The 17106-nt window shown below is 67.1% G+C and carries 17 protein-coding genes; 10 read left to right on the forward strand and 7 right to left on the reverse strand.

Annotated features, from left to right (window positions below; translation table 11 throughout):
- Nucleotides 1–125: 125 nt before the first annotated feature.
- Both AC5LXX_RS00390 and AC5LXX_RS00395 read right to left on the reverse strand, forming a co-directional pair.
- Nucleotides 126–1610 (reverse strand): sensor histidine kinase, encoded by a 1485-nt coding sequence (locus AC5LXX_RS00390; protein WP_493410163.1) that lies wholly within the window; start codon nucleotides 1608–1610, stop codon nucleotides 126–128.
- Nucleotides 1611–1730: 120 nt separating this feature from the next.
- Nucleotides 1731–2423: a response regulator gene (locus AC5LXX_RS00395; protein WP_006401494.1), complete on the reverse strand. Its 693-nt coding sequence runs from the start codon at nucleotides 2421–2423 to the stop codon at nucleotides 1731–1733.
- Between the two features lie 122 nt (nucleotides 2424–2545).
- On the opposite strand from AC5LXX_RS00395, the gene AC5LXX_RS00400 reads away from it, so the two are divergent.
- Nucleotides 2546–2776 (forward strand): DUF3717 domain-containing protein, encoded by a 231-nt coding sequence (locus tag AC5LXX_RS00400; protein WP_006401493.1) that lies wholly within the window; start codon nucleotides 2546–2548, stop codon nucleotides 2774–2776.
- 92 nt (nucleotides 2777–2868) lie between these two features.
- On the opposite strand, the gene AC5LXX_RS00405 is transcribed toward AC5LXX_RS00400, so the two are convergent.
- Both AC5LXX_RS00405 and phhA read right to left on the reverse strand, forming a co-directional pair.
- Entirely contained in the window at nucleotides 2869–3177 is a 309-nt protein-coding gene (locus AC5LXX_RS00405) for a 4a-hydroxytetrahydrobiopterin dehydratase (RefSeq protein ID WP_493410164.1), read from the reverse strand.
- 134 nt (nucleotides 3178–3311) lie between these two features.
- Nucleotides 3312–4238 carry a phenylalanine 4-monooxygenase gene (gene phhA, locus AC5LXX_RS00410; RefSeq protein ID WP_493410165.1) on the reverse strand — a complete coding sequence of 309 codons (927 nt, stop codon included), beginning with the start codon at nucleotides 4236–4238 and terminating at the stop codon, nucleotides 3312–3314.
- A gap of 106 nt (nucleotides 4239–4344) precedes the next feature.
- Between phhA and AC5LXX_RS00415 the strand changes: the two genes are divergently transcribed.
- The gene (locus AC5LXX_RS00415; RefSeq protein ID WP_006408082.1) at nucleotides 4345–4830 is read left to right on the forward strand and encodes an Lrp/AsnC family transcriptional regulator; all 486 of its coding nucleotides are present in this window, start codon (nucleotides 4345–4347) and stop codon (nucleotides 4828–4830) included.
- A 54-nt stretch (nucleotides 4831–4884) separates the two neighbouring features.
- Here AC5LXX_RS00415 and AC5LXX_RS00420 read toward each other — a convergent pair whose 3' ends face one another.
- Together AC5LXX_RS00420 and AC5LXX_RS00425 are read right to left on the reverse strand one after the other, a co-directional pair.
- Entirely contained in the window at nucleotides 4885–5418 is a 534-nt protein-coding gene (locus AC5LXX_RS00420; protein ID WP_493410166.1) for a class IV adenylate cyclase, read from the reverse strand.
- A 194-nt stretch (nucleotides 5419–5612) separates the two neighbouring features.
- Nucleotides 5613–6512, reverse strand: coding sequence for a LysR family transcriptional regulator (locus AC5LXX_RS00425; RefSeq protein WP_493410167.1), 900 nt, complete (start codon nucleotides 6510–6512; stop codon nucleotides 5613–5615).
- A 186-nt stretch (nucleotides 6513–6698) separates the two neighbouring features.
- Between AC5LXX_RS00425 and AC5LXX_RS00430 the strand changes: the two genes are divergently transcribed.
- The 6 genes from AC5LXX_RS00430 (at nucleotide 6699) to AC5LXX_RS00455 (ending at nucleotide 13618) form a co-directional block, all read left to right on the forward strand.
- Entirely contained in the window at nucleotides 6699–8384 is a 1686-nt protein-coding gene (locus AC5LXX_RS00430; protein WP_493410168.1) for a GMC family oxidoreductase, read from the forward strand.
- Nucleotides 8385–8819: 435 nt separating this feature from the next.
- Nucleotides 8820–9599, forward strand: coding sequence for an ABC transporter ATP-binding protein (locus AC5LXX_RS00435; protein WP_006477266.1), 780 nt, complete (start codon nucleotides 8820–8822; stop codon nucleotides 9597–9599).
- Nucleotides 9596–10351 (forward strand): ABC transporter ATP-binding protein, encoded by a 756-nt coding sequence (locus AC5LXX_RS00440; protein ID WP_124454606.1) that lies wholly within the window; start codon nucleotides 9596–9598, stop codon nucleotides 10349–10351. Before AC5LXX_RS00435 ends, AC5LXX_RS00440 begins: the two co-directional genes overlap by 4 nt.
- 77 nt (nucleotides 10352–10428) lie before the next feature.
- Nucleotides 10429–11628 (forward strand): ABC transporter substrate-binding protein, encoded by a 1200-nt coding sequence (locus tag AC5LXX_RS00445; protein WP_493410169.1) that lies wholly within the window; start codon nucleotides 10429–10431, stop codon nucleotides 11626–11628.
- 128 nt (nucleotides 11629–11756) lie between these two features.
- On the forward strand, nucleotides 11757–12641 hold the full coding sequence (locus AC5LXX_RS00450; protein ID WP_027783150.1) for a branched-chain amino acid ABC transporter permease: 885 nt from the start codon (nucleotides 11757–11759) through the stop codon (nucleotides 12639–12641).
- The gene (locus AC5LXX_RS00455; protein WP_493410170.1) at nucleotides 12641–13618 is read left to right on the forward strand and encodes a branched-chain amino acid ABC transporter permease; all 978 of its coding nucleotides are present in this window, start codon (nucleotides 12641–12643) and stop codon (nucleotides 13616–13618) included. Before AC5LXX_RS00450 ends, AC5LXX_RS00455 begins: the two co-directional genes overlap by 1 nt.
- 793 nt (nucleotides 13619–14411) lie before the next feature.
- On the opposite strand, the gene AC5LXX_RS00460 is transcribed toward AC5LXX_RS00455, so the two are convergent.
- Nucleotides 14412–14576 carry a hypothetical protein gene (locus AC5LXX_RS00460; RefSeq protein WP_493410171.1) on the reverse strand — a complete coding sequence of 55 codons (165 nt, stop codon included), beginning with the start codon at nucleotides 14574–14576 and terminating at the stop codon, nucleotides 14412–14414.
- Nucleotides 14577–14691: 115 nt separating this feature from the next.
- Between AC5LXX_RS00460 and AC5LXX_RS00465 the strand changes: the two genes are divergently transcribed.
- Together AC5LXX_RS00465 and AC5LXX_RS00470 are read left to right on the forward strand one after the other, a co-directional pair.
- Nucleotides 14692–15849 (forward strand): ABC transporter substrate-binding protein, encoded by a 1158-nt coding sequence (locus AC5LXX_RS00465; protein WP_493410172.1) that lies wholly within the window; start codon nucleotides 14692–14694, stop codon nucleotides 15847–15849.
- Nucleotides 15850–16047: 198 nt separating this feature from the next.
- The gene (locus AC5LXX_RS00470) at nucleotides 16048–17103 is read left to right on the forward strand and encodes a branched-chain amino acid ABC transporter permease (RefSeq protein ID WP_493410173.1); all 1056 of its coding nucleotides are present in this window, start codon (nucleotides 16048–16050) and stop codon (nucleotides 17101–17103) included.
- The last annotated feature ends 3 nt before the right edge of the window (nucleotides 17104–17106 follow it).

Below are 17106 nucleotides of genomic sequence, written 5' to 3' on the forward strand. Positions count from 1 at the left end.
GCGGCGCACCATGCGCCGCCGCTGTCGTTTGGGGCGGACGGTTGCCGCGTCGCCACCGCCCTTGCTGTTTCCCTTACTTGGCGGGCGGCCCGGCGGTTGTCCGCCGTGAACCATTCAGTTCGAGCTCAGTGCGTCGACGCCGCAGCCGGCGTTTCGCTGGCCGGCTTTTCCGTAGGCGCGGCGAGCGGCACCCTCACCACGAAGCGCGAACCACCCTCCGACGCATCCTCGTACGACACGGTGCCGCCGTGCATCGCGATGATGTCGTGCACGATCGCCAGGCCCAGCCCGGCACCCGTCTCGACGCCGTTGCCGCTTTGCGCGTCGCCGCGGAAGAAGCGCTTGAACAGGTCGGCCTGCTGGTTCGCGGGCACGCCGGGGCCGTTGTCTTCCACGACGATCTCGGCGGCCGGCTGGCCGTCCTCGAGCGCGCCGCGCGCGACGTTCACCGTGATCCGCGCACCGTCCGGCCGCGCGAGCGGCACGTATTTCAGCGCATTGTCGAGCAGGTTCGCGATCACCTCGCGCAGCAGCACGGGGTTGCCGCGCACGGTCAGCTTTTCGTCGTCGTCCGCGCCGTCGGTGCGCTGGAAGCCGAGGTCGACATGCGACGCAAGCGCGCGCGGCACCCATTCGGCACCGGTCTCGAACGCCATCGCCGCGAGGTCGACGTCGACGAAGCGTGCGGCCTGCTCGCCCGGTTCCGCCCGGGCAAGCGACAGCAACTGGTTGGACAGCCGCACCGCGCGGTCGGCCGCCGCGCGCAGTTCGCGCACCGCGGCGAAGGTCTGGTGCGGATCGCGCGCGACGGCAGCCTGCTCCGCGTGCAGCTTCACCGCGGTGAGCGGCGTGCGCAGCTGGTGCGCGGCATCGGCGATGAACTTGCGCTGCGCGTCGAGTGCGGTCTTCAGGCGGCCGAGCAGCGCGTTCATCGCGCTCGTCAGCGGCCGGATCTCCAGCGGCACCTCGGTTTCGTCGACCGGTTCCAGCGACGTGTGGGTCTGCCGGTTCAGCGAATCGGCGAGATGCGTGAGCGGGCCGAGCTGCTGGTTCACGACGCGCCACACGATGCCCCAGCCCGCGAGCAGCAGCAGCAGCAGCGGCATCATGATCGCGACGAGGAATTCGGCCGCGATCCGGTAGCGGTGCCGCACCGGCTGCGCGACCTCGACGACCATCGGCTTGCCGCCCTCGACGTTGTCGACGCGCACCTGCGCGACGCGCACCGCGCGGTTGTCGTATTCGGCCTCGAACACGTACGCGTGATGCATGCGGCGCACGTTGATGCCCTGCAGCGGCAGCTTCGGATCGCCGGCGAGTTCCTCCTCGCCGTCGCTGATCCGGTAGATCAGCGCTTCGGCCGGATCGGAGAACATCGCCTGCGCGAGCGGCGGCACGGTGAACTGCGCGTCGGGGCCGGCGATCTGGATCTGTTTGGAGATGGCGGTGGCGAGATCGGCGAGCGAGCGGTCTATCACGTGCTGCGTGTATTGCCACGCGAGCCAGTAGGCGATCAGGCCGCTCATCAGCGCGAGCATCGACAGCGGGGCGGCGAGGCGCCGGAGCAGCGAACGGCGCAGGCTGGTGGTCACAGCCGGATCAGGAGACATTTCGACGGGCAAATGGATAAGCGCCGCTCACGGGGAGCGGCGCGGTCGTACGCCGGGCGGCGAAACGGAGCGGGGCGCACACGCGCCGGCGGCACGCGGCCGGCCGGCGCGCGGCGCCGCTCAGACGCTCGCCGTCTGGCGGATTTCCTGCAGCAGGTAGCCGAAGCCGCGCACCGTGACGATTTCGACCCGGCACTGCTCGAGTTTCTTGCGCACCCGGTGCACGTAGACTTCGATCGCGGTGTCGCCGAGATCGCCGCCGAAGTGCGTGAGGTGATCCTGCAGCTGGGCCTTGCTGACCACGCGGCCGTGACGCAGCAGCAGCATTTCGAGCACCGCGAATTCGCGCGGCGACAGTTCGAGCGGCTTGTCGTCGTTGAAGATGCGGCGGTCGACGCCCGACAGGCGGACGCCGCCGAGCGACACTTCCGGACGCGGCATGTCGCTGTGCGGGCCGCTGCGGCGCATCACCGCGCGGATGCGTGCTTCGAGCTCGGCCGGCTCGAACGGCTTGAGCATGTAGTCGTCGGCGCCCGAGTTCAGGCCCTGGATCCGGTCGTTCAGCTCGTCGCGTGCGGTCAGCACGATCACGGGCGTATGGCGGTTGGTCTGGCGGAAACGCGTGAGCAGCGTCATCCCGTCGATGCCCGGCAGGCCGAGGTCGAGGATCACGAGTTCGTGGCGGTTCTGTGCCAGCGCCTGTTCGGCAAAAATGCCGTCATGCACCATGTCGACGGTGAAGCCAGCCTGCTCGAGGCTGCTCTGGATACCGCGTGCGATGGGGCGGTCGTCTTCGATCAGAAGGAGTCGCATGAAGTTCGCTCAAGTACAATGGGTTGGCGGTTCAGGCACGCGGACAGCACGACGCCGTTTCCACAGGGGCGCCGCATCGCCTGACATCAAGCATGGCGGCCAGCGAACGATTAAATCCAATCATGTCCGATATTTCGATCCACGACCTAGAAGCCGCGATCAATTTCTGGCGCGCCCGCTCGCCGTCGAGCGGCGACGAACTCAAACTCTGCGAAGAGGCCAGCGCGCTCTCCAAGCCGTATGCGCTGCTGATTGTACAGCGCGAAAGCGCGCTGCAACTGGAAGGTTTGGACCCCAAGGCGCGGAAAGCGTACGAGACTTACGTGCGCCTTAAGGATGGCTTGGAAAGCTGAAGGCTTTCGCTGACTACATCCTAGAAAACGTTCATCGAAATGAAAAGTTGACGCGCCGCGCATCGAAAGACGCGCGGCGGTAGGGGAATGCGTCAGGCGGCCGGTTGCGCGTGCACGCCGGCACGGTCGATGAACAGCGCGAGTTCGATGTCGCGTTCGGTCAGGCCGTCGGCGTCGTGGGTCGACAGCGTGACGTCGACACGGTTGTACACGTTGAACCATTCCGGATGGTGGTTCATTTCCTGCGCCTTGATCGCGACGCGCGTCATGAAGCCGAAGGCTTCGTTGAAATCGGCGAAGCGCAGGCTGCGCTGGATCGCGTCGCGGCCCGGCACGGCCGTCCAGAGCGGCAGGCCCTCGAGTTTCGTCTTGCGTTCTTCTGATGTGAGCTTGTGGATCATCTTGCACCTCTCGTTCGATAGCGGCACCCGCGCACGGCTGCGCCGCGCGGCGAAGGCACCGTTCATTGTTTCATAGTTGCGCAAAGGGCGACGGGCGACGGGCAGCCGGCGGCCGGCCGCGGCGCACCGGCGTATCACGCGTCGGCGTCGTCCGGCCAGCCTTCGCCCGTGCCGCGGTGCAGCACGCGATCGGTATCGAGCACCGCGCCGGCCGCGAATTCGGGCAGCGCCGCGAGCCGGTCGGCCAGCGCACGGCCGTCGACGTCGGCGAGCGCGAACAGCTGCGCGAAATCGTCGATCACGAAGTAGGTCTTCTGGAACGTGTCGATCCGGTACTGCGTGCGCATCACGCGCTCGAGGTCGAAACCGAGCCGGTTCGGCGCCGCGCTTTCGAGGCTGTACAGGCTTTCGCCCTTGCTCGACACGATTCCGGCGCCGTAGATCGACAGCCCGTTCGTGCCGCGCGGATCGCGGATCAGCCCGAATTCCACCGTATACCAGTAGAGCCGTGCGAGCCGCGCCAGCGCCGCTGCGTCGTCGGCGACCGCGAGCGCGGTGCGGCCGTACGCCTGCATGTAGTCGGCGAACACGGGCTCGATCAGCAGCGGCACGTGGCCGAACAGGTCGTGGAAGCAGTCGGGTTCCTGCAGGTAGTCGAGCTGGTCGGGGCGGCGCATCCACCAGGTGACCGGGAAACGCCGGTTCGCGAGATGCTCGAAGAACACGCGATCGGGCACGAGGCCCGGCACCGCGACGATCTCCCAGCCGGTCGCGGGCTTCAACTGGCGGTTCACGTCGGCGAACGACGGCACGCGGTCTGCCGGCAGCTCGATCTTGCCGAGCCCCGCGACGAATGCGTCGCAGGCACGCCCGCGCAGCAGCGCCGACTGGCGCGCGTAGAGCTGCTTCCACACCGCGTGATCGACCTGGCCGTAGCGCTGCAGCGGCTGGTCGATGGTGAAATCTGCGCGGGTTTCGAGGCCCGCGTCGAACTGCTCCTGCAGTTTCGCGGTGACGACGGTGGACATGATCAGGCTCTGCACGCTGTGGTGGGTAAGCATGCAAGTGTAGAGCGGGTAGCGCGCGGAATGGGCGCATAGTTGGCGCCAATTTGTTGATTGATGCGATAATCGCGCATCAAATCACGAATCAATGCGGAGAATGCTCATGCTGGAACTCGATCACTTCGATCTCGCGCTGCTGGACGTGCTGCAGCGCTTCGGTCGCGCGACGCATCAGCAGCTCGGCGAGGAGGTGCCGCTGTCGCCGTCGCAGATCGGCCGGCGGCTGCAGCGGCTCGAGGCGGCCGGTGTGATCGAAGGCTACCGCGTGATGCTGCGCCCGGAGAAGCTGGGGCTCGGCGTCACCGCGTTCACGAGCCTGAAGCTCAAGCACCACGGCGATTCGATCATCGAGCAGTTCCAGCAGCAGATCGACGTGCTGCCCGAAGTGCTCGAATGTCATGCGGTGGTGGGCGATGCCGACTACCTGCTGCGGATCGTCGCGCCGGACCTGAACGCGCTGTCGCAGTTCGTGATGAAGAAGCTGATGCGCGTGCCGGGCGTCGACAGCGTGCGCTCGAACATCGTGCTGACGACCTTCAAGCGCAACGGCGCGCTGCCGCTCGCGCACCTGGCGCCGGGCGCCGCGTGACGCCGCGGCGGGGCTGAAGGCGGTGCGTGCTGCACCGCCCGTCGTGGGGCCGGATCAGGCAGCTTCGTGCTGCGCGCCGGCATTCAGCAGGTCGACGTAGGCGACCGCGACGAGATCGTCCTGCGCCACGCCGAGCTTCGCGAACACGTCGTGCGCTTCGGCTTCGCCGCCGGCCTCGTCGTCGTCCGGGCCGAGCACGACTTCCAGCTCGATGAAATCGCCGAGGCCGTCGACACGGTCGAGGTGGATGCGCGTGCGGCCCGCGAGATACACGTGCCGTTCCTTCGTCACGATCCCGCGCGTGGTCAGCGCGGTGGCCAGCAGCGAGTGCATCGCGTCGGGGTTCGTCACCGGGCTGCGCGTGTAGTACGACGCCTTCGGGCCGTCGCGGTCGTCGCGCTGATAGAAGATCAGTTCGGCCGGCGTGCCGTCCTCGAAGCGGCGCAGCTTCAGCCGGCCGCGCGGCACGTCGTAGAAGAAATCCTGCTGGCGGTAGAACAGCGGCGCTTCGGTCGCGAGCTTGGCCGCCTGTTCGCGCAGCCGGTCGAATTCGCGGGCGCGGGCTTTGATCTCGATGTTGCGGGCCATGCGGGTCTCCTTCAATCGGGGTCTCGCGGTGTGCGAACGCACAATCTAGCAAAAAGCCTGCGATGGTGGCGTGACGGGCGGACGGAATGCGGCGACACGACGCGCGGTAGTCATTCGGCCCGCGACGGCGATCCGCGGCATGCGCCAGGCACCGAAACCCGATGCACGGCCGGCTGCGTCGACATCAGCAACACTCATATCGCCCACTGCGCGTCGATCAGCCGCAGCGCGGCCGCGATCGCCGGTTCGTCGCGCCGCTCGGCGAGCGTCACGAACGTCAGTTCGGTCGGCACCGTCACGCGCTCGACGATCGTCAGCGCATGCGCGTGCGCTTCGGCCAGCGCGGTAGAGTCGCGCGCGAGCGTCAACCCGATCCCCGATTTGACGAGGTCGAGCATCGACTGCTCCTGGTCGACCTCGGCGACCTTCACGGGCTGGGCGCCGGCGTCGGCAAAGCGGCGCGACAGCAGCCGGTGGTGCGCGGACGCCGGCGGCGTCCAGATCCACGGCAGCGCGGCGAGCGCGCGCCAGTCGTGCGCGCGCTGCACGCGCTCCTTCCAGCCGGCCGGCGCGAGTACGCGGTACTGGAAATGCGTGAGCGTGACGGTGTGGAACAGTGCGCCGTCGAGCGGATCGTCCTCGCCCGGCCGGCCGATGTAGTAGCCGACGTCGAGCGCGCGTGCGCGCACCTGTTCGATCACCCAGCCCGACATCCCGTGCCGCAGCGCCGTCTCGATCTGCGGATGGGTTTCGACCAGCGCGCGCAGGAAGCCGCCGAGCCGCAGGAAGCCCGGATCGAGGATCGTGCCGATCCGCAGCCGGCCGCGCACCTCGTGCCGCAGCGCAGCAGCGGCGCGCTGCACGTCGGCGGCCGCGGCAAGCGCGCGTTCCGCGTGCGGCAGCAGCGTCTGGCCGTCGCGCGTGAGCGCGAGCCCGCGCGACGTGCGCGTGAACAGCGTGACGCCGAGCGTTTCCTGCAGATGCTTGATCTGCAGGCTGACGGCCGGCTGCGTCAGGTGCAGCTGCACGGCGGCGCGCGTCAGGTTGCCTTCGCGCGCGACCGTAGCGAAGGCGCGGAGCAGGGTGAGATCCATCGTCGTGATATGAGCGCGGCTTATAACGCAGTTCAGCATAACTCATTGGATCGGCGGCCGGCGGCGGGAGTACGCTTCCTCGGGTCGTGGCGCGCGCGGCCGCCAGCGCGGCCCACGACGCACTATGCTGAAAATGCGCGCGGCATCGCGCCGCGCGGCGCACAACAAGGAAGAAGGGGACACGCCGTGAGTACTCCACGTACGCTCGAAGGCGAATTCGATTACGTGATCGTCGGCGCGGGCACCGCGGGCTGCGTGCTCGCGAACCGCCTGACCGAGGATCCCGACATCCACGTCCTGCTGCTCGAGGCAGGCGGCAAGGACGACTATCACTGGATCCATATTCCGGTCGGCTATCTGTATTGCATCGGCAACCCGCGCACCGACTGGCTGTACAAGACGCAACCCGAAGCGGCGCTCAACGGGCGCGCGCTGTCGTATCCGCGCGGCCGCGTGCTCGGCGGCTGCTCGTCGATCAACGGGATGATCTACATGCGCGGCCAGCGCGAGGACTACGACAGCTGGGCGGAAGCCACCGGCGACGCCGGCTGGTCGTGGGACAGCGTGCTGCCGATCTTCAAGCGCAGCGAGGATCACCATGCGGGCGCGAGCGACGCGCATGGCGCGGGCGGCTACTGGCGCGTCGAGAAGCAGCGGCTGCGCTGGGAGATCCTCGAATCGTTCGCGCAGGCCGCGCAGCAGACGGGCATCCCCGCCACCGACGATTTCAACCGCGGCGACAATACCGGGGTCGGCTATTTCGAGGTGAACCAGAAGCGCGGCGTGCGCTGGAATACGTCGAAGGCATTCCTACGCCCCGCGATGGCGCGGCCGAACCTGACCGTGATCACTGGCGCGCAGGCGCAGCGCGTGATCTTCGACGGGCGGCGCGCGGTCGGCGTCGAGTATCACGGCGGCGGCACCGATTACGTCGCGCGGGCGCGCTCGGAAGTGCTGCTGACCTCCGGCGCGGTGAATTCGCCACAGCTGCTCGAACTGTCGGGAATCGGCGACGGCCGGCGGCTGCAGGCGCTCGGTATCGACGTCGTGCAGGATCTGCCGGGCGTCGGCGAAAACCTGCAGGATCACCTGCAGTTGCGGATGGCGTTTCGCGTCGAAGGCGTGCGCACGCTCAACACGCTGTCCGCGCACTGGTGGGGCAAGCTGATGATCGGCGCGGAATATGCGTTGCTGCAGCGCGGGCCGATGTCGATGGCGCCGTCGCAGCTCGGCGCATTCGCGAAATCGGATCCGGACGATCCCGCGCTCACGCGCCCCGACCTCGAATACCACGTTCAACCGCTGTCGCTCGAGCGCTTCGGCGAGCCGCTGCACAGTTTCAACGCGTTCACGGCGTCGGTCTGCCATCTGCGGCCGACTTCGCGCGGCAGCGTGCACGTCACGAGCGCCGATCCTGGCGTCGCGCCGGCGATCGCACCGAACTATCTGTCGACCGACCACGATCGACAGGTCGCCGCGAACGCGCTGCGCCTGACGCGCCGGATCGCGTCCGCGCCGGCGCTCGCGCGCTATCGTCCCGCGGAAATCCTGCCGGGCACGCAATATCGAAGCGAAGCCGAGCTGATCGAGGCGGCCGGCGCCGTCGGCACGACGATCTTCCACCCGGTCGGCACGTGCCGGATGGGGCGGCCCGACGATGCGCGCGCGGTGGTCGACAGCCGGCTGCGCGTGCGCGGTATCGCCGGGCTGCGGATCGTCGATGCGTCGGTGATGCCGTTCATCACGTCGGGCAACACCAATTCGCCGACGCTGATGATTGCCGAGCGTGCGAGCGACATGATCCGCGCCGATCGCCGCGCGGCGCGTGAAGTGACGCCGGTGCTAACCGAGCCCGCGGTGACGGCCGCGTGACGGCACGCTGACACGCGCGACAGCGGGCCGTCATGAACGCGCCCGCTGATTCGCTATGCGAAACAAGCTGCCGTTGCGGTGGCTCGAACGGCACGATTCATGCGAGCCGCGCAGTCGCGCGGCTTTTTTTTTCATTGCGTGCGTGCCGGGCATGGCGGCAGGTCAACGCGCGATGATGCACGTGTCAAAAAAGCATGGCGAAAAATCGCGCACAGCCGCGCGCGACAGGCCGCCAGCCCTCTAAGTGCAAATCCCGATGATTGCACTGCACCAACGGCGCGACAATGTTGCGCAATGTGCATACGCGTCGGCGCGGGAGACCAACCCTCGAGGCGTACCACGGCGCCCGGGGGCAGCCCGCTGATCCGCTGACCTGTTCGCGGCCGCTTGCGCCAGGCATCCCGGTGCTTCGCCTGACTTCGTACGGAAGGGAACATGATTCTCGGCGACACGATTCTGGAAACACGCGGACTGACAAAAGAATTCAGGGGCTTCACCGCCGTGAACGGCGTGAACCTGCGTGTGCGGCGCGGCGCGATCCACGCATTGATCGGGCCGAACGGCGCGGGCAAGACCACCTGCTTCAACCTCCTCACCAAGTTCCTGACGCCGACAGCCGGCCAGATCGTCTTCAACGGCATCGACATCACCGACGAGCGCCCCGCGCAGGTCGCGCGGCGCGGCATCATCCGCTCGTTCCAGATCTCGGCCGTGTTCCCGCACCTGACCGCGCTGCAGAACGTGCGCATCGGCCTGCAGCGCGCGCTCGGCACCGAATTCCACTTCTGGCGCAGCGAACGCACGCTGAAACGGCTCGACGATCGCGCGATGGATCTGCTCACGCAGGTCGGCCTCACCGATTTCGCGCACGTGCCGACCGTCGAGCTCGCGTATGGCCGCAAGCGCGCACTCGAGATCGCGACGACGCTCGCGATGGAGCCCGAACTGATGCTGCTCGACGAGCCCACGCAGGGGATGGGCCACGAGGACGTCGACCGCGTGACCGCGCTGATCAAGAAGGTCGCGAGCGGCCGCACGATCCTGATGGTGGAGCACAACATGAACGTGATCGCGGGCATCTCCGACACGATCACCGTCCTGCAACGCGGCGAGGTGCTGGCCGAAGGCTCGTATGCGGAAGTGTCGAAGAATCCGCTCGTCATCGAGGCCTACATGGGCAGTGCCGACGCGGCGCTCGCGGGGGCGCACGCATGAAGCACAGCGAACGGGAGGAACGCGAATTGAGCGGCGTCGAGAGCGGTACGCCCGCGCTGGAGATTTCGGGCCTGGAGGCCTGGTACGGGGAATCCCACATATTGCACGGTGTCGACCTGACGGTGCATCGCGGCGAGGTCGTCACGCTGCTCGGCCGCAACGGCGCGGGCCGCACGACGACGCTGCGCGCGATCATGGGCCTCACGGGCCGCCGCAGCGGGTCGATCAAGGTCGCGGGCAACGAGACGATCGGCCTCGCGACGCACCGCATCGCGCATTTCGGCATCGGTTACTGCCCGGAGGAGCGCGGGATCTTCTCGAGCCTGTCGTGCGAGGAGAACCTGATGCTGCCGCCGCTGATCGGACCGCGCGAGCACGCGATGTCGCTCGACGAGATCTACGCGATGTTCCCGAACCTCGCGTCGCGCCGGCAGAGCCAGGGCACGCGGCTGTCCGGCGGCGAGCAGCAGATGCTCGCGGTCGCGCGGATCCTGCGCACCGGCGCGAACCTGCTGCTGCTCGACGAGATTTCCGAAGGCCTCGCACCGGTGATCGTGCAAGCGCTTGCGCGGATGATCGTCGCGCTGAAGGCGCGCGGCTACACGATCGTGATGGTCGAACAGAATTTCCGCTTCGCCGCGCCGCTCGCCGACCGCTTCTACGTGATGGAGCACGGCAGCATCGTCGAGCATTTCCAGGCGGCCGAACTGGAAAGCAAGATGCCGACCCTGCACGACCTGCTCGGGGTGTGACGCCGCCCCGTTTGCCTGGCCGCTAGCCGTGGCGGCCCTCGAACAACCACAACGCATCAGAACAACAGGAGACGTCAATGAAAATGAAGACCCTCGCACAGGCCTGTCTCGCGCTCGCGACTGCCGCGCTCACCGCCGGCGCCGCACACGCGGCGGATACCGTGAAGATCGGCTTCATCACCGACATGTCGGGGCTTTACGCGGATATCGACGGGCAGGGCGGCCTCGAGGCGATCCGCATGGCGGTCGCCGACTTCGGCGGCAAGGTGCTCGGCAAGCCGATCGAAGTCGTCTACGCCGATCACCAGAACAAGGCCGACATCGCCGCGTCGAAGGCGCGCGAATGGATGGACCGCGGCGGGCTCGACCTGCTGGTCGGCGGCACGAACTCGGCCACCGCGCTGTCGATGAACCAGGTCGCGGCCGAGAAGAAGAAGGTCTACATCAACATCGGCGCGGGCGCCGACACGCTGACCAACGAGCAGTGCACGCCGTACACGGTCCACTACGCATACGACACGATGGCGCTCGCGAAGGGCACCGGTTCGGCGGTGGTTAAGCAGGGCGGCAAGTCGTGGTTCTTCCTGACGGCCGACTACGCGTTCGGCAAGGCGCTCGAGAAGAACACGTCGGACGTCGTGAAGGCGAACGGCGGCCAGGTGCTCGGCGCGGTGCGCCACCCGCTGTCGGCGTCGGATTTCTCGTCGTTCCTGCTGCAGGCGCAGGCGTCGAAGGCGCAGATCCTCGGCCTCGCGAACGCGGGCGGCGACACGATCAACTCGATCAAGGCCGCGAAGGAGTTCGGCATCACGAAGACGATGAAGCTCGCCGCGCTGCTGATGTTCATCGACGACGTGCACAGCCTCGGCCTCGAGACGACGCAGGGCCTCGTGCTGACCGACAGCTGGTACTGGAACCGCGACGCGGCGTCGCGCCAGTGGGCGCAGCGCTACTTCGGCAAGATGAAGAAGATGCCGTCGAGCCTGCAGGCGGCCGACTACTCGTCGGTGTCGACCTACCTGAAGGCCGTGCAGGCCGCCGGCACGACCGACTCCGACAAGGTGATGGCCGAGCTGAAGAAGATCAAGATCAACGACTTCTACGCGAAGGGCTACATCCGCCAGGACGGCAGCATGATCCACGACATGTACCTGATGGAAGTGAAGAAGCCGTCCGAATCGAAGGAGCCGTGGGACTACTACAAGGTGCTCGCGACGATTCCGGGCGAGCAGGCGTTCGGGACCAAGCAGGAAACGCGCTGCGCGGCGTGGAAGTAAGCAGGACGTAGCGGCGCGCGCGGGCGCGCCGCTCGGTGGCGGCCGCGGCGATGTGCCCGCTGCGCCGCCCGCGCGTGCGACGCATGAAGGTTGCGCACGCAACGAAACTCATTCTGACGGCTAAGTCGATGGAAATCTTTGGCATTCCGTTGCCGGCGATGCTGAGCCAGTTGCTGCTCGGGCTCGTCAACGGCTCGTTCTACGCGATCCTGAGCCTCGGGCTCGCGGTGATCTTCGGGCTGCTCAACGTGATCAACTTCGCGCACGGCGCGCTGTTCATGCTGGGCGCGATGCTCGCGTGGATGGGCCTGTCGTACTTCGGGCTGCCGTACTGGGCGATGCTCGTGCTCGCGCCCGTGCTCGTCGGCGCGTTCGGGATCGCGATCGAGCGCTCGATGCTGCGCTGGCTGTACAAGCTCGATCACCTGTACGGGCTGCTGCTCACGTTCGGCCTCACGCTGGTCGTCGAAGGCGTGTTCCGGTCGATCTACGGATCGTCCGGCCAGCCGTACGACGTGCCGTCGCAGCTGTCCGGCGCGACCAACCTCGGCTTCATGTTCCTGCCGAACTATCGCGCGTGGGTCGTCGTCGCGTCGCTCGCGGTGTGCCTCGCGACATGGTTCGTGATCGAGAAGACGCGCCTCGGCGCGTACCTGCGTGCGGGCACCGAGAACCCGAAGCTCGTCGAGGCGTTCGGCGTGAACGTGCCGATGATGATCACGCTCACCTACGGCTTCGGCGTCGCGCTCGCCGCGTTCGCGGGCGTGCTGGCCGCGCCGGTGATCCAGGTGTCGCCGCTGATGGGCCAGCCGATGATCATCACCGTGTTCGCGGTGGTCGTGATCGGCGGGATGGGCTCGATCCTCGGCTCGATCGTCACGGGCCTGCTGCTCGGCGTGATCGAGGGCTTCACGCGCGTGTTCTATCCCGAAGCGTCGGCCACCGTCGTGTTCGTGATCATGGCGATCGTGCTGCTGTTTCGCCCGGCGGGCCTCTTCGGCAAGGAAAAATGATGCAGAGAAAAGTGCTCTACGGCGTGCTGCTCGCCGCACTGCTCGCCGCGCCGTTCATCGGCGCGTATCCGGTGTTCGTGATGAAGGTGCTCACGTTCGCCCTGTTCGCGGCCGCGTTCAACCTGCTGATCGGCTATACGGGGCTGCTGTCGTTCGGCCATGCGATGTTCCTCGCGACGGCCGGTTACGCGACCGGCTATTCGATGCAGACGCTCGGTTTCACGCCGGAACTCGGCGTGCTGGGCGGCACCGTCGCCGCGACGCTGCTCGGGCTCGTCGTCGGGCTGTTCGCGATCCGCCGGCAGGGCATCTATTTCGCGATGATCACGCTCGCGTTCGCGCAGATGGTCTACTTCATCTACCTGCAGGCACCGTTCACGCACGGCGAGGACGGCCTGCAGGGCGTGCCGCGCGGCCGCCTGTTCGGGCTGCTCGACCTGTCGAACGACGTCGCGCTGTACTACGTCGTCGTGGCGGTGGTCGTCGCCGCGTGCGCGTTCATCGTGCGGGTCGTCCATTCGCCGTTCGGCCAGGTGCTCGTCGCGATCAAGGAGAACGAGGCGCGTGCCATTTCGCTCGGCTACGACACCGACCGCTTCAAGCTGCTCGCATTCATCCTGTCGGCCGGGCTGGCCGGGCTGGCCGGCTCGCTGAAGGTGCTGGTGCTCGGCTTCGAGACGCTGTCGGACGCGTACTGGACGATGTCGGGCCTCGTCGTGCTGATGACGCTGGTCGGCGGGATGGGCACGCTGTTCGGGCCGCTCCTGGGCGCCGCGCTGATCGTTGCGCTGGAAGACCGGCTCGGCGACATCGGCGAATGGCTCGCGTCGACGACGGGCGTCGCGTGGTTCCACTCGCTCGGCGAATCGGCGACGATCGTCACCGGCCTGATCTTCATCGCCTGCGTGCTGGCGTTCCGGCGCGGCATCGTCGGCGAGATGGTCGCGCGGATCAAGCCGCTCAGGGCGTCGTCGTGAGCATGCCGTGCGCGTCGCCGCGCGTTGATGCGAAGCACCATCCGGCGCGCCCCGGGAGGGCGACACGGCGGGCCCGGGCCTGCACCGCGCGGCCGGCTGGCGCCCCATTTTCGTGCGGCGATGCACCATAGGGGTAAATGCTAAGTTGTCGTGGTGCTTAAGCCTCTTTAAGATTCACCCTAGTTCTGATGCACCGCGAAACGAATTTGCAGGTGGAGAACGAGGAGACAATCGAGGCACAAAGTGCCCGGACCCCAAAGCGCTGTTGGACGGAATCCAACAGCGCTTTTTCATTTGCGTGCACGGATTTCCCTCGATGGTGCACCGGCCTGCGCGATCATCCTGCTGCACGCCTGCATTCGCACCGCCTCTCTTCCGCGCTTCGCGCCGTCCCTCCGTTTTTTCCTGTTCCCGTCGTTCGTTCGCAGACCGCGCGCCATTGCGCACATGCTGTCCGGGCTTACCCGGTTGGCGTGCGCGAAACGCGTCCGTTACACTCAGTTTTCGCCGACCGCACGGTCGGGAAAACGGTCGGCAGTTCTCCTACAAGCAGAATGCAGAAGAGGGAGTACGGTTGGATGAGCAGCGCAGGACGATGGTTCGGGGCAGGAGAGGCGGCTGGCGCCGCTCGTTCGTCGCGGGGAAGGGGGCAAGTCATCGCGGCTTTCCCGAGCCGTTCCGCGGCCTGTATGCCCGTTCCGGTGCCATCGCAGGTCGTTGCGTTCGCATCCGTATCCGCTGCCTCATGAGCCGCCCGCTTTCCGACGTTTCACCGCTTGTCCATCCGGTCGTATCAGGCCGGATCGGCGTGCGTTCCCGCTATCGTTGCGCTCGCATCGATCTCCCGCACGATCCTGCATTTCTTCGCCTTCTTCATCGCGACGACATTGCTGTTGCGCATCGTGACGGTCGAACGACCGTTCCGGCCGGCATGCGGCGCATGGGTGAGACGTTTCACGGGAAAACGAGCATGGGCGCGGCTGGGCGAGATAATTAAGATATTAACTTGTTTGGGGACCGGGAGCCGCCGAGCGACCCGAGGCTTTTTCGAGCAGCGTTTGGAGACAACGTAGATGAAGATGAATCGATGGATGGAGGCCGTGCTTGCCGCGGGCCTCGTGTGCGCGGCGGCCACGGCGTCGGCGCAGGTGAAGATCGGCGTGACGCTGTCGGCCACCGGGCCGGCCGCGTCGCTCGGGATTCCGGAAAAGAACACGATCGCGCTGCTGCCGAAGGAAATCGCGGGCAAGAGCGTGCAGTACATCGTGCTGGATGACGCGTCCGACACGAGCCGCGCGGTGCAGAACGTGCGCAAGCTGATCGACGAGGACCACGTCGACGCGATCATCGGCTCGTCCGTCACGCCGAACTCGCTCGCGATGCTCGACCCCGTGTCGCAGGGCAAGACGCCGACGATCTCGCTCGCGGCGAGCGCGCAGATCATCGCGCCGATGGACGCGAAGCGCGCGTGGATGTTCAAGGTGCCGCAGAACGACCAGCTGATGGCCGACGCGATCGCCGGCTACATGGCGAAGCACGGCGTGAAGACGGTCGGCTTCATCGGCTTCGCCGATGCGTACGGCGACAGCTGGTACAAGACGTTCGATGCGGCGGCCGCGAAGAACGGGCTGAAGCTCGTGTCGAACGAGCGCTTCAACCGGACCGACGCGTCGGTGATGGGGCAGGTGCTGAAGCTGCTGGGCTCGAACCCGGATGCGGTGTTGATCGCAGGCTCCGGCACGCCGGCGGCGCTGCCGGCCAAGACGCTGAAGGAGCGCGGCTACAAGGGCAAGGTGTACCAGACGCACGGCGTCGCGAACAACGACTTCCTGCGCGTGTGCGGCAAGGATTGCGAAGGCGAGATCCTGCCGGCCGGCCCGGTGCTCGTGACCGACCAGCTGCCCGATTCGAACCCGGTGAAGAAGCCGGCGCTCGGCTACAAGGCCGCGTACGAGAAGGCCTACGGCGCGGGTTCGCTGGCAACCTTCGGCGGCCATGCGTGGGATGCGGGCCTGCTGCTGCAGCGGGCGATCCCGGAAGCGCTGAAGAAGGGCCAGCCGGGCACCGAGGCGTTCCGCGAAGCGCTGCGCGCATCGATCGAAAGCGTGAAGGACCTGCCCGTGTCGCATGGCGTGATCAACATGACGGCGACCGATCACAACGGCTTCGACACGCGTGCGCGCGTGATGGTGCAGATCGTCGACGGCAAGTGGAAGCTGCAGGCCGAATAAGCATCACGTGAAACCGGCGTGCGCGACGCGAACGGCGCCGCGCACGCCGTCGGCAGGGCGCCGGCCTGACGGGCCGCGCCCGTGCCGCCCGGAACGTCCGGGGCCCGACACATGGCGCATGATGCGTCTGTCGTGTCGTCCGCGGCTCGGCCGTTTCCGTCTTTCGTTTCCCCGCAGCATTCTCGATACACGAAACGTATGGATCTCTCGATTGCGGCGATCCTCGCGCAAGACGGCATCACGACCGGCGCCATTTATGCATTGCTGTCCCTGGCGCTCGTGCTGGTGTTTTCCGTCACGCGGGTGATCTTCATTCCCCAGGGCGAATTCGTCGCCTACGGTGCGCTGACGCTTGCCGCGTTGCAGGCGCAGAAATTTCCCGCCACCTGCTGGCTGCTGTTCGTGATGGGCATCGCGTGCTTCCTGCTCGACGTCGGCGGCCTGATCCGGCATCGCGAACGCCGCCATCAGCTCGGCCGCACGCTCGCGACACTCGGTAGCCGCTACATCCTGCTGCCGCTCGCGGTGTTCGCGATCACGCGCAGCTTTGCCGCGCAGCCGATGCCGATGCTCGCGCAGATTGCGCTGACGCTCGCGATCGTCGTGCCGATGGGGCCGTTCGTCTACCGGCTCGTGTACCAGCCGATCGCCGAAGGCACGACGCTGCTGCTGCTGATCGTGTCGGTTGCCGTCCACTTCGCGATGGTCGGCCTCGGGCTCGTGATGTTCGGCGCGGAAGGCTCGCGCACCAACGGATTCTCCGATGCGTCGCTCGCGATCGGCAGCATGACGGTGTCGGTGCAGAGCATCCTGGTCGTCGTCACGGCGCTCGTGCTGATCGGTGCGCTCTACGTGTATTTCGGCCGCACGATCGCCGGCAAGGCGCTGCGCGCGACGTCGGTGAACCGGCTCGGCGCACGGCTCGTCGGCATCGGCACGACGGAAGCGGGGCGGCTCGCGTTCACGTTCGCGGCGGGGCTCGGCGTGCTGTCCGGGATCCTCGTCGGCCCGCTGACGACGATCTATTACGACTCGGGCTTCCTGATCGGCCTGAAGGGCTTCGTCGGCGCGATCATCGGCGGGCTCGTCAGCTATCCGCTCGCGGCGGCAGGCTCGCTGCTCGTCGGCGTGCTCGAATCGTATTCGTCGTTCTGGGCGAGTGCCTACAAGGAAGTGATCGTGTTCACGCTGATCATTCCGGTGCTGCTGTGGCGGAGCTTCGTGACGCCGCACGCGGAAGAGGAAGAGGAGTGACGC

The sequence above is a fragment of the Burkholderia torrens genome, assembly GCF_984668525.1.

What these genes read in the sequence shown, in the direction of transcription:
- AC5LXX_RS00445 (WP_493410169.1), top strand. Translation starts at nt 10,429, where the DNA reads ATGAAAATGAAGACCCTCGCACAGGCCTGTCTCGCGCTCGCGACTGCC.
- AC5LXX_RS00415 (WP_006408082.1), top strand. Translation starts at nt 4,345, where the DNA reads ATGCTGGAACTCGATCACTTCGATCTCGCGCTGCTGGACGTGCTGCAG.
- AC5LXX_RS00395 (WP_006401494.1), bottom strand. Translation starts at nt 2,423, where the DNA reads ATGCGACTCCTTCTGATCGAAGACGACCGCCCCATCGCACGCGGTATC.
- AC5LXX_RS00435 (WP_006477266.1), top strand. Translation starts at nt 8,820, where the DNA reads ATGATTCTCGGCGACACGATTCTGGAAACACGCGGACTGACAAAAGAA.
- AC5LXX_RS00465 (WP_493410172.1), top strand. Translation starts at nt 14,692, where the DNA reads ATGAAGATGAATCGATGGATGGAGGCCGTGCTTGCCGCGGGCCTCGTG.
- AC5LXX_RS00455 (WP_493410170.1), top strand. Translation starts at nt 12,641, where the DNA reads ATGCAGAGAAAAGTGCTCTACGGCGTGCTGCTCGCCGCACTGCTCGCC.
- AC5LXX_RS00405 (WP_493410164.1), bottom strand. Translation starts at nt 3,177, where the DNA reads ATGATCCACAAGCTCACATCAGAAGAACGCAAGACGAAACTCGAGGGC.
- AC5LXX_RS00470 (WP_493410173.1), top strand. Translation starts at nt 16,048, where the DNA reads ATGGATCTCTCGATTGCGGCGATCCTCGCGCAAGACGGCATCACGACC.
- AC5LXX_RS00440 (WP_124454606.1), top strand. Translation starts at nt 9,596, where the DNA reads ATGAAGCACAGCGAACGGGAGGAACGCGAATTGAGCGGCGTCGAGAGC.
- AC5LXX_RS00390 (WP_493410163.1), bottom strand. Translation starts at nt 1,610, where the DNA reads ATGTCTCCTGATCCGGCTGTGACCACCAGCCTGCGCCGTTCGCTGCTC.
- phhA (WP_493410165.1), bottom strand. Translation starts at nt 4,238, where the DNA reads ATGCTTACCCACCACAGCGTGCAGAGCCTGATCATGTCCACCGTCGTC.
- AC5LXX_RS00400 (WP_006401493.1), top strand. Translation starts at nt 2,546, where the DNA reads ATGTCCGATATTTCGATCCACGACCTAGAAGCCGCGATCAATTTCTGG.
- AC5LXX_RS00425 (WP_493410167.1), bottom strand. Translation starts at nt 6,512, where the DNA reads ATGGATCTCACCCTGCTCCGCGCCTTCGCTACGGTCGCGCGCGAAGGC.
- AC5LXX_RS00450 (WP_027783150.1), top strand. Translation starts at nt 11,757, where the DNA reads ATGGAAATCTTTGGCATTCCGTTGCCGGCGATGCTGAGCCAGTTGCTG.
- AC5LXX_RS00420 (WP_493410166.1), bottom strand. Translation starts at nt 5,418, where the DNA reads ATGGCCCGCAACATCGAGATCAAAGCCCGCGCCCGCGAATTCGACCGG.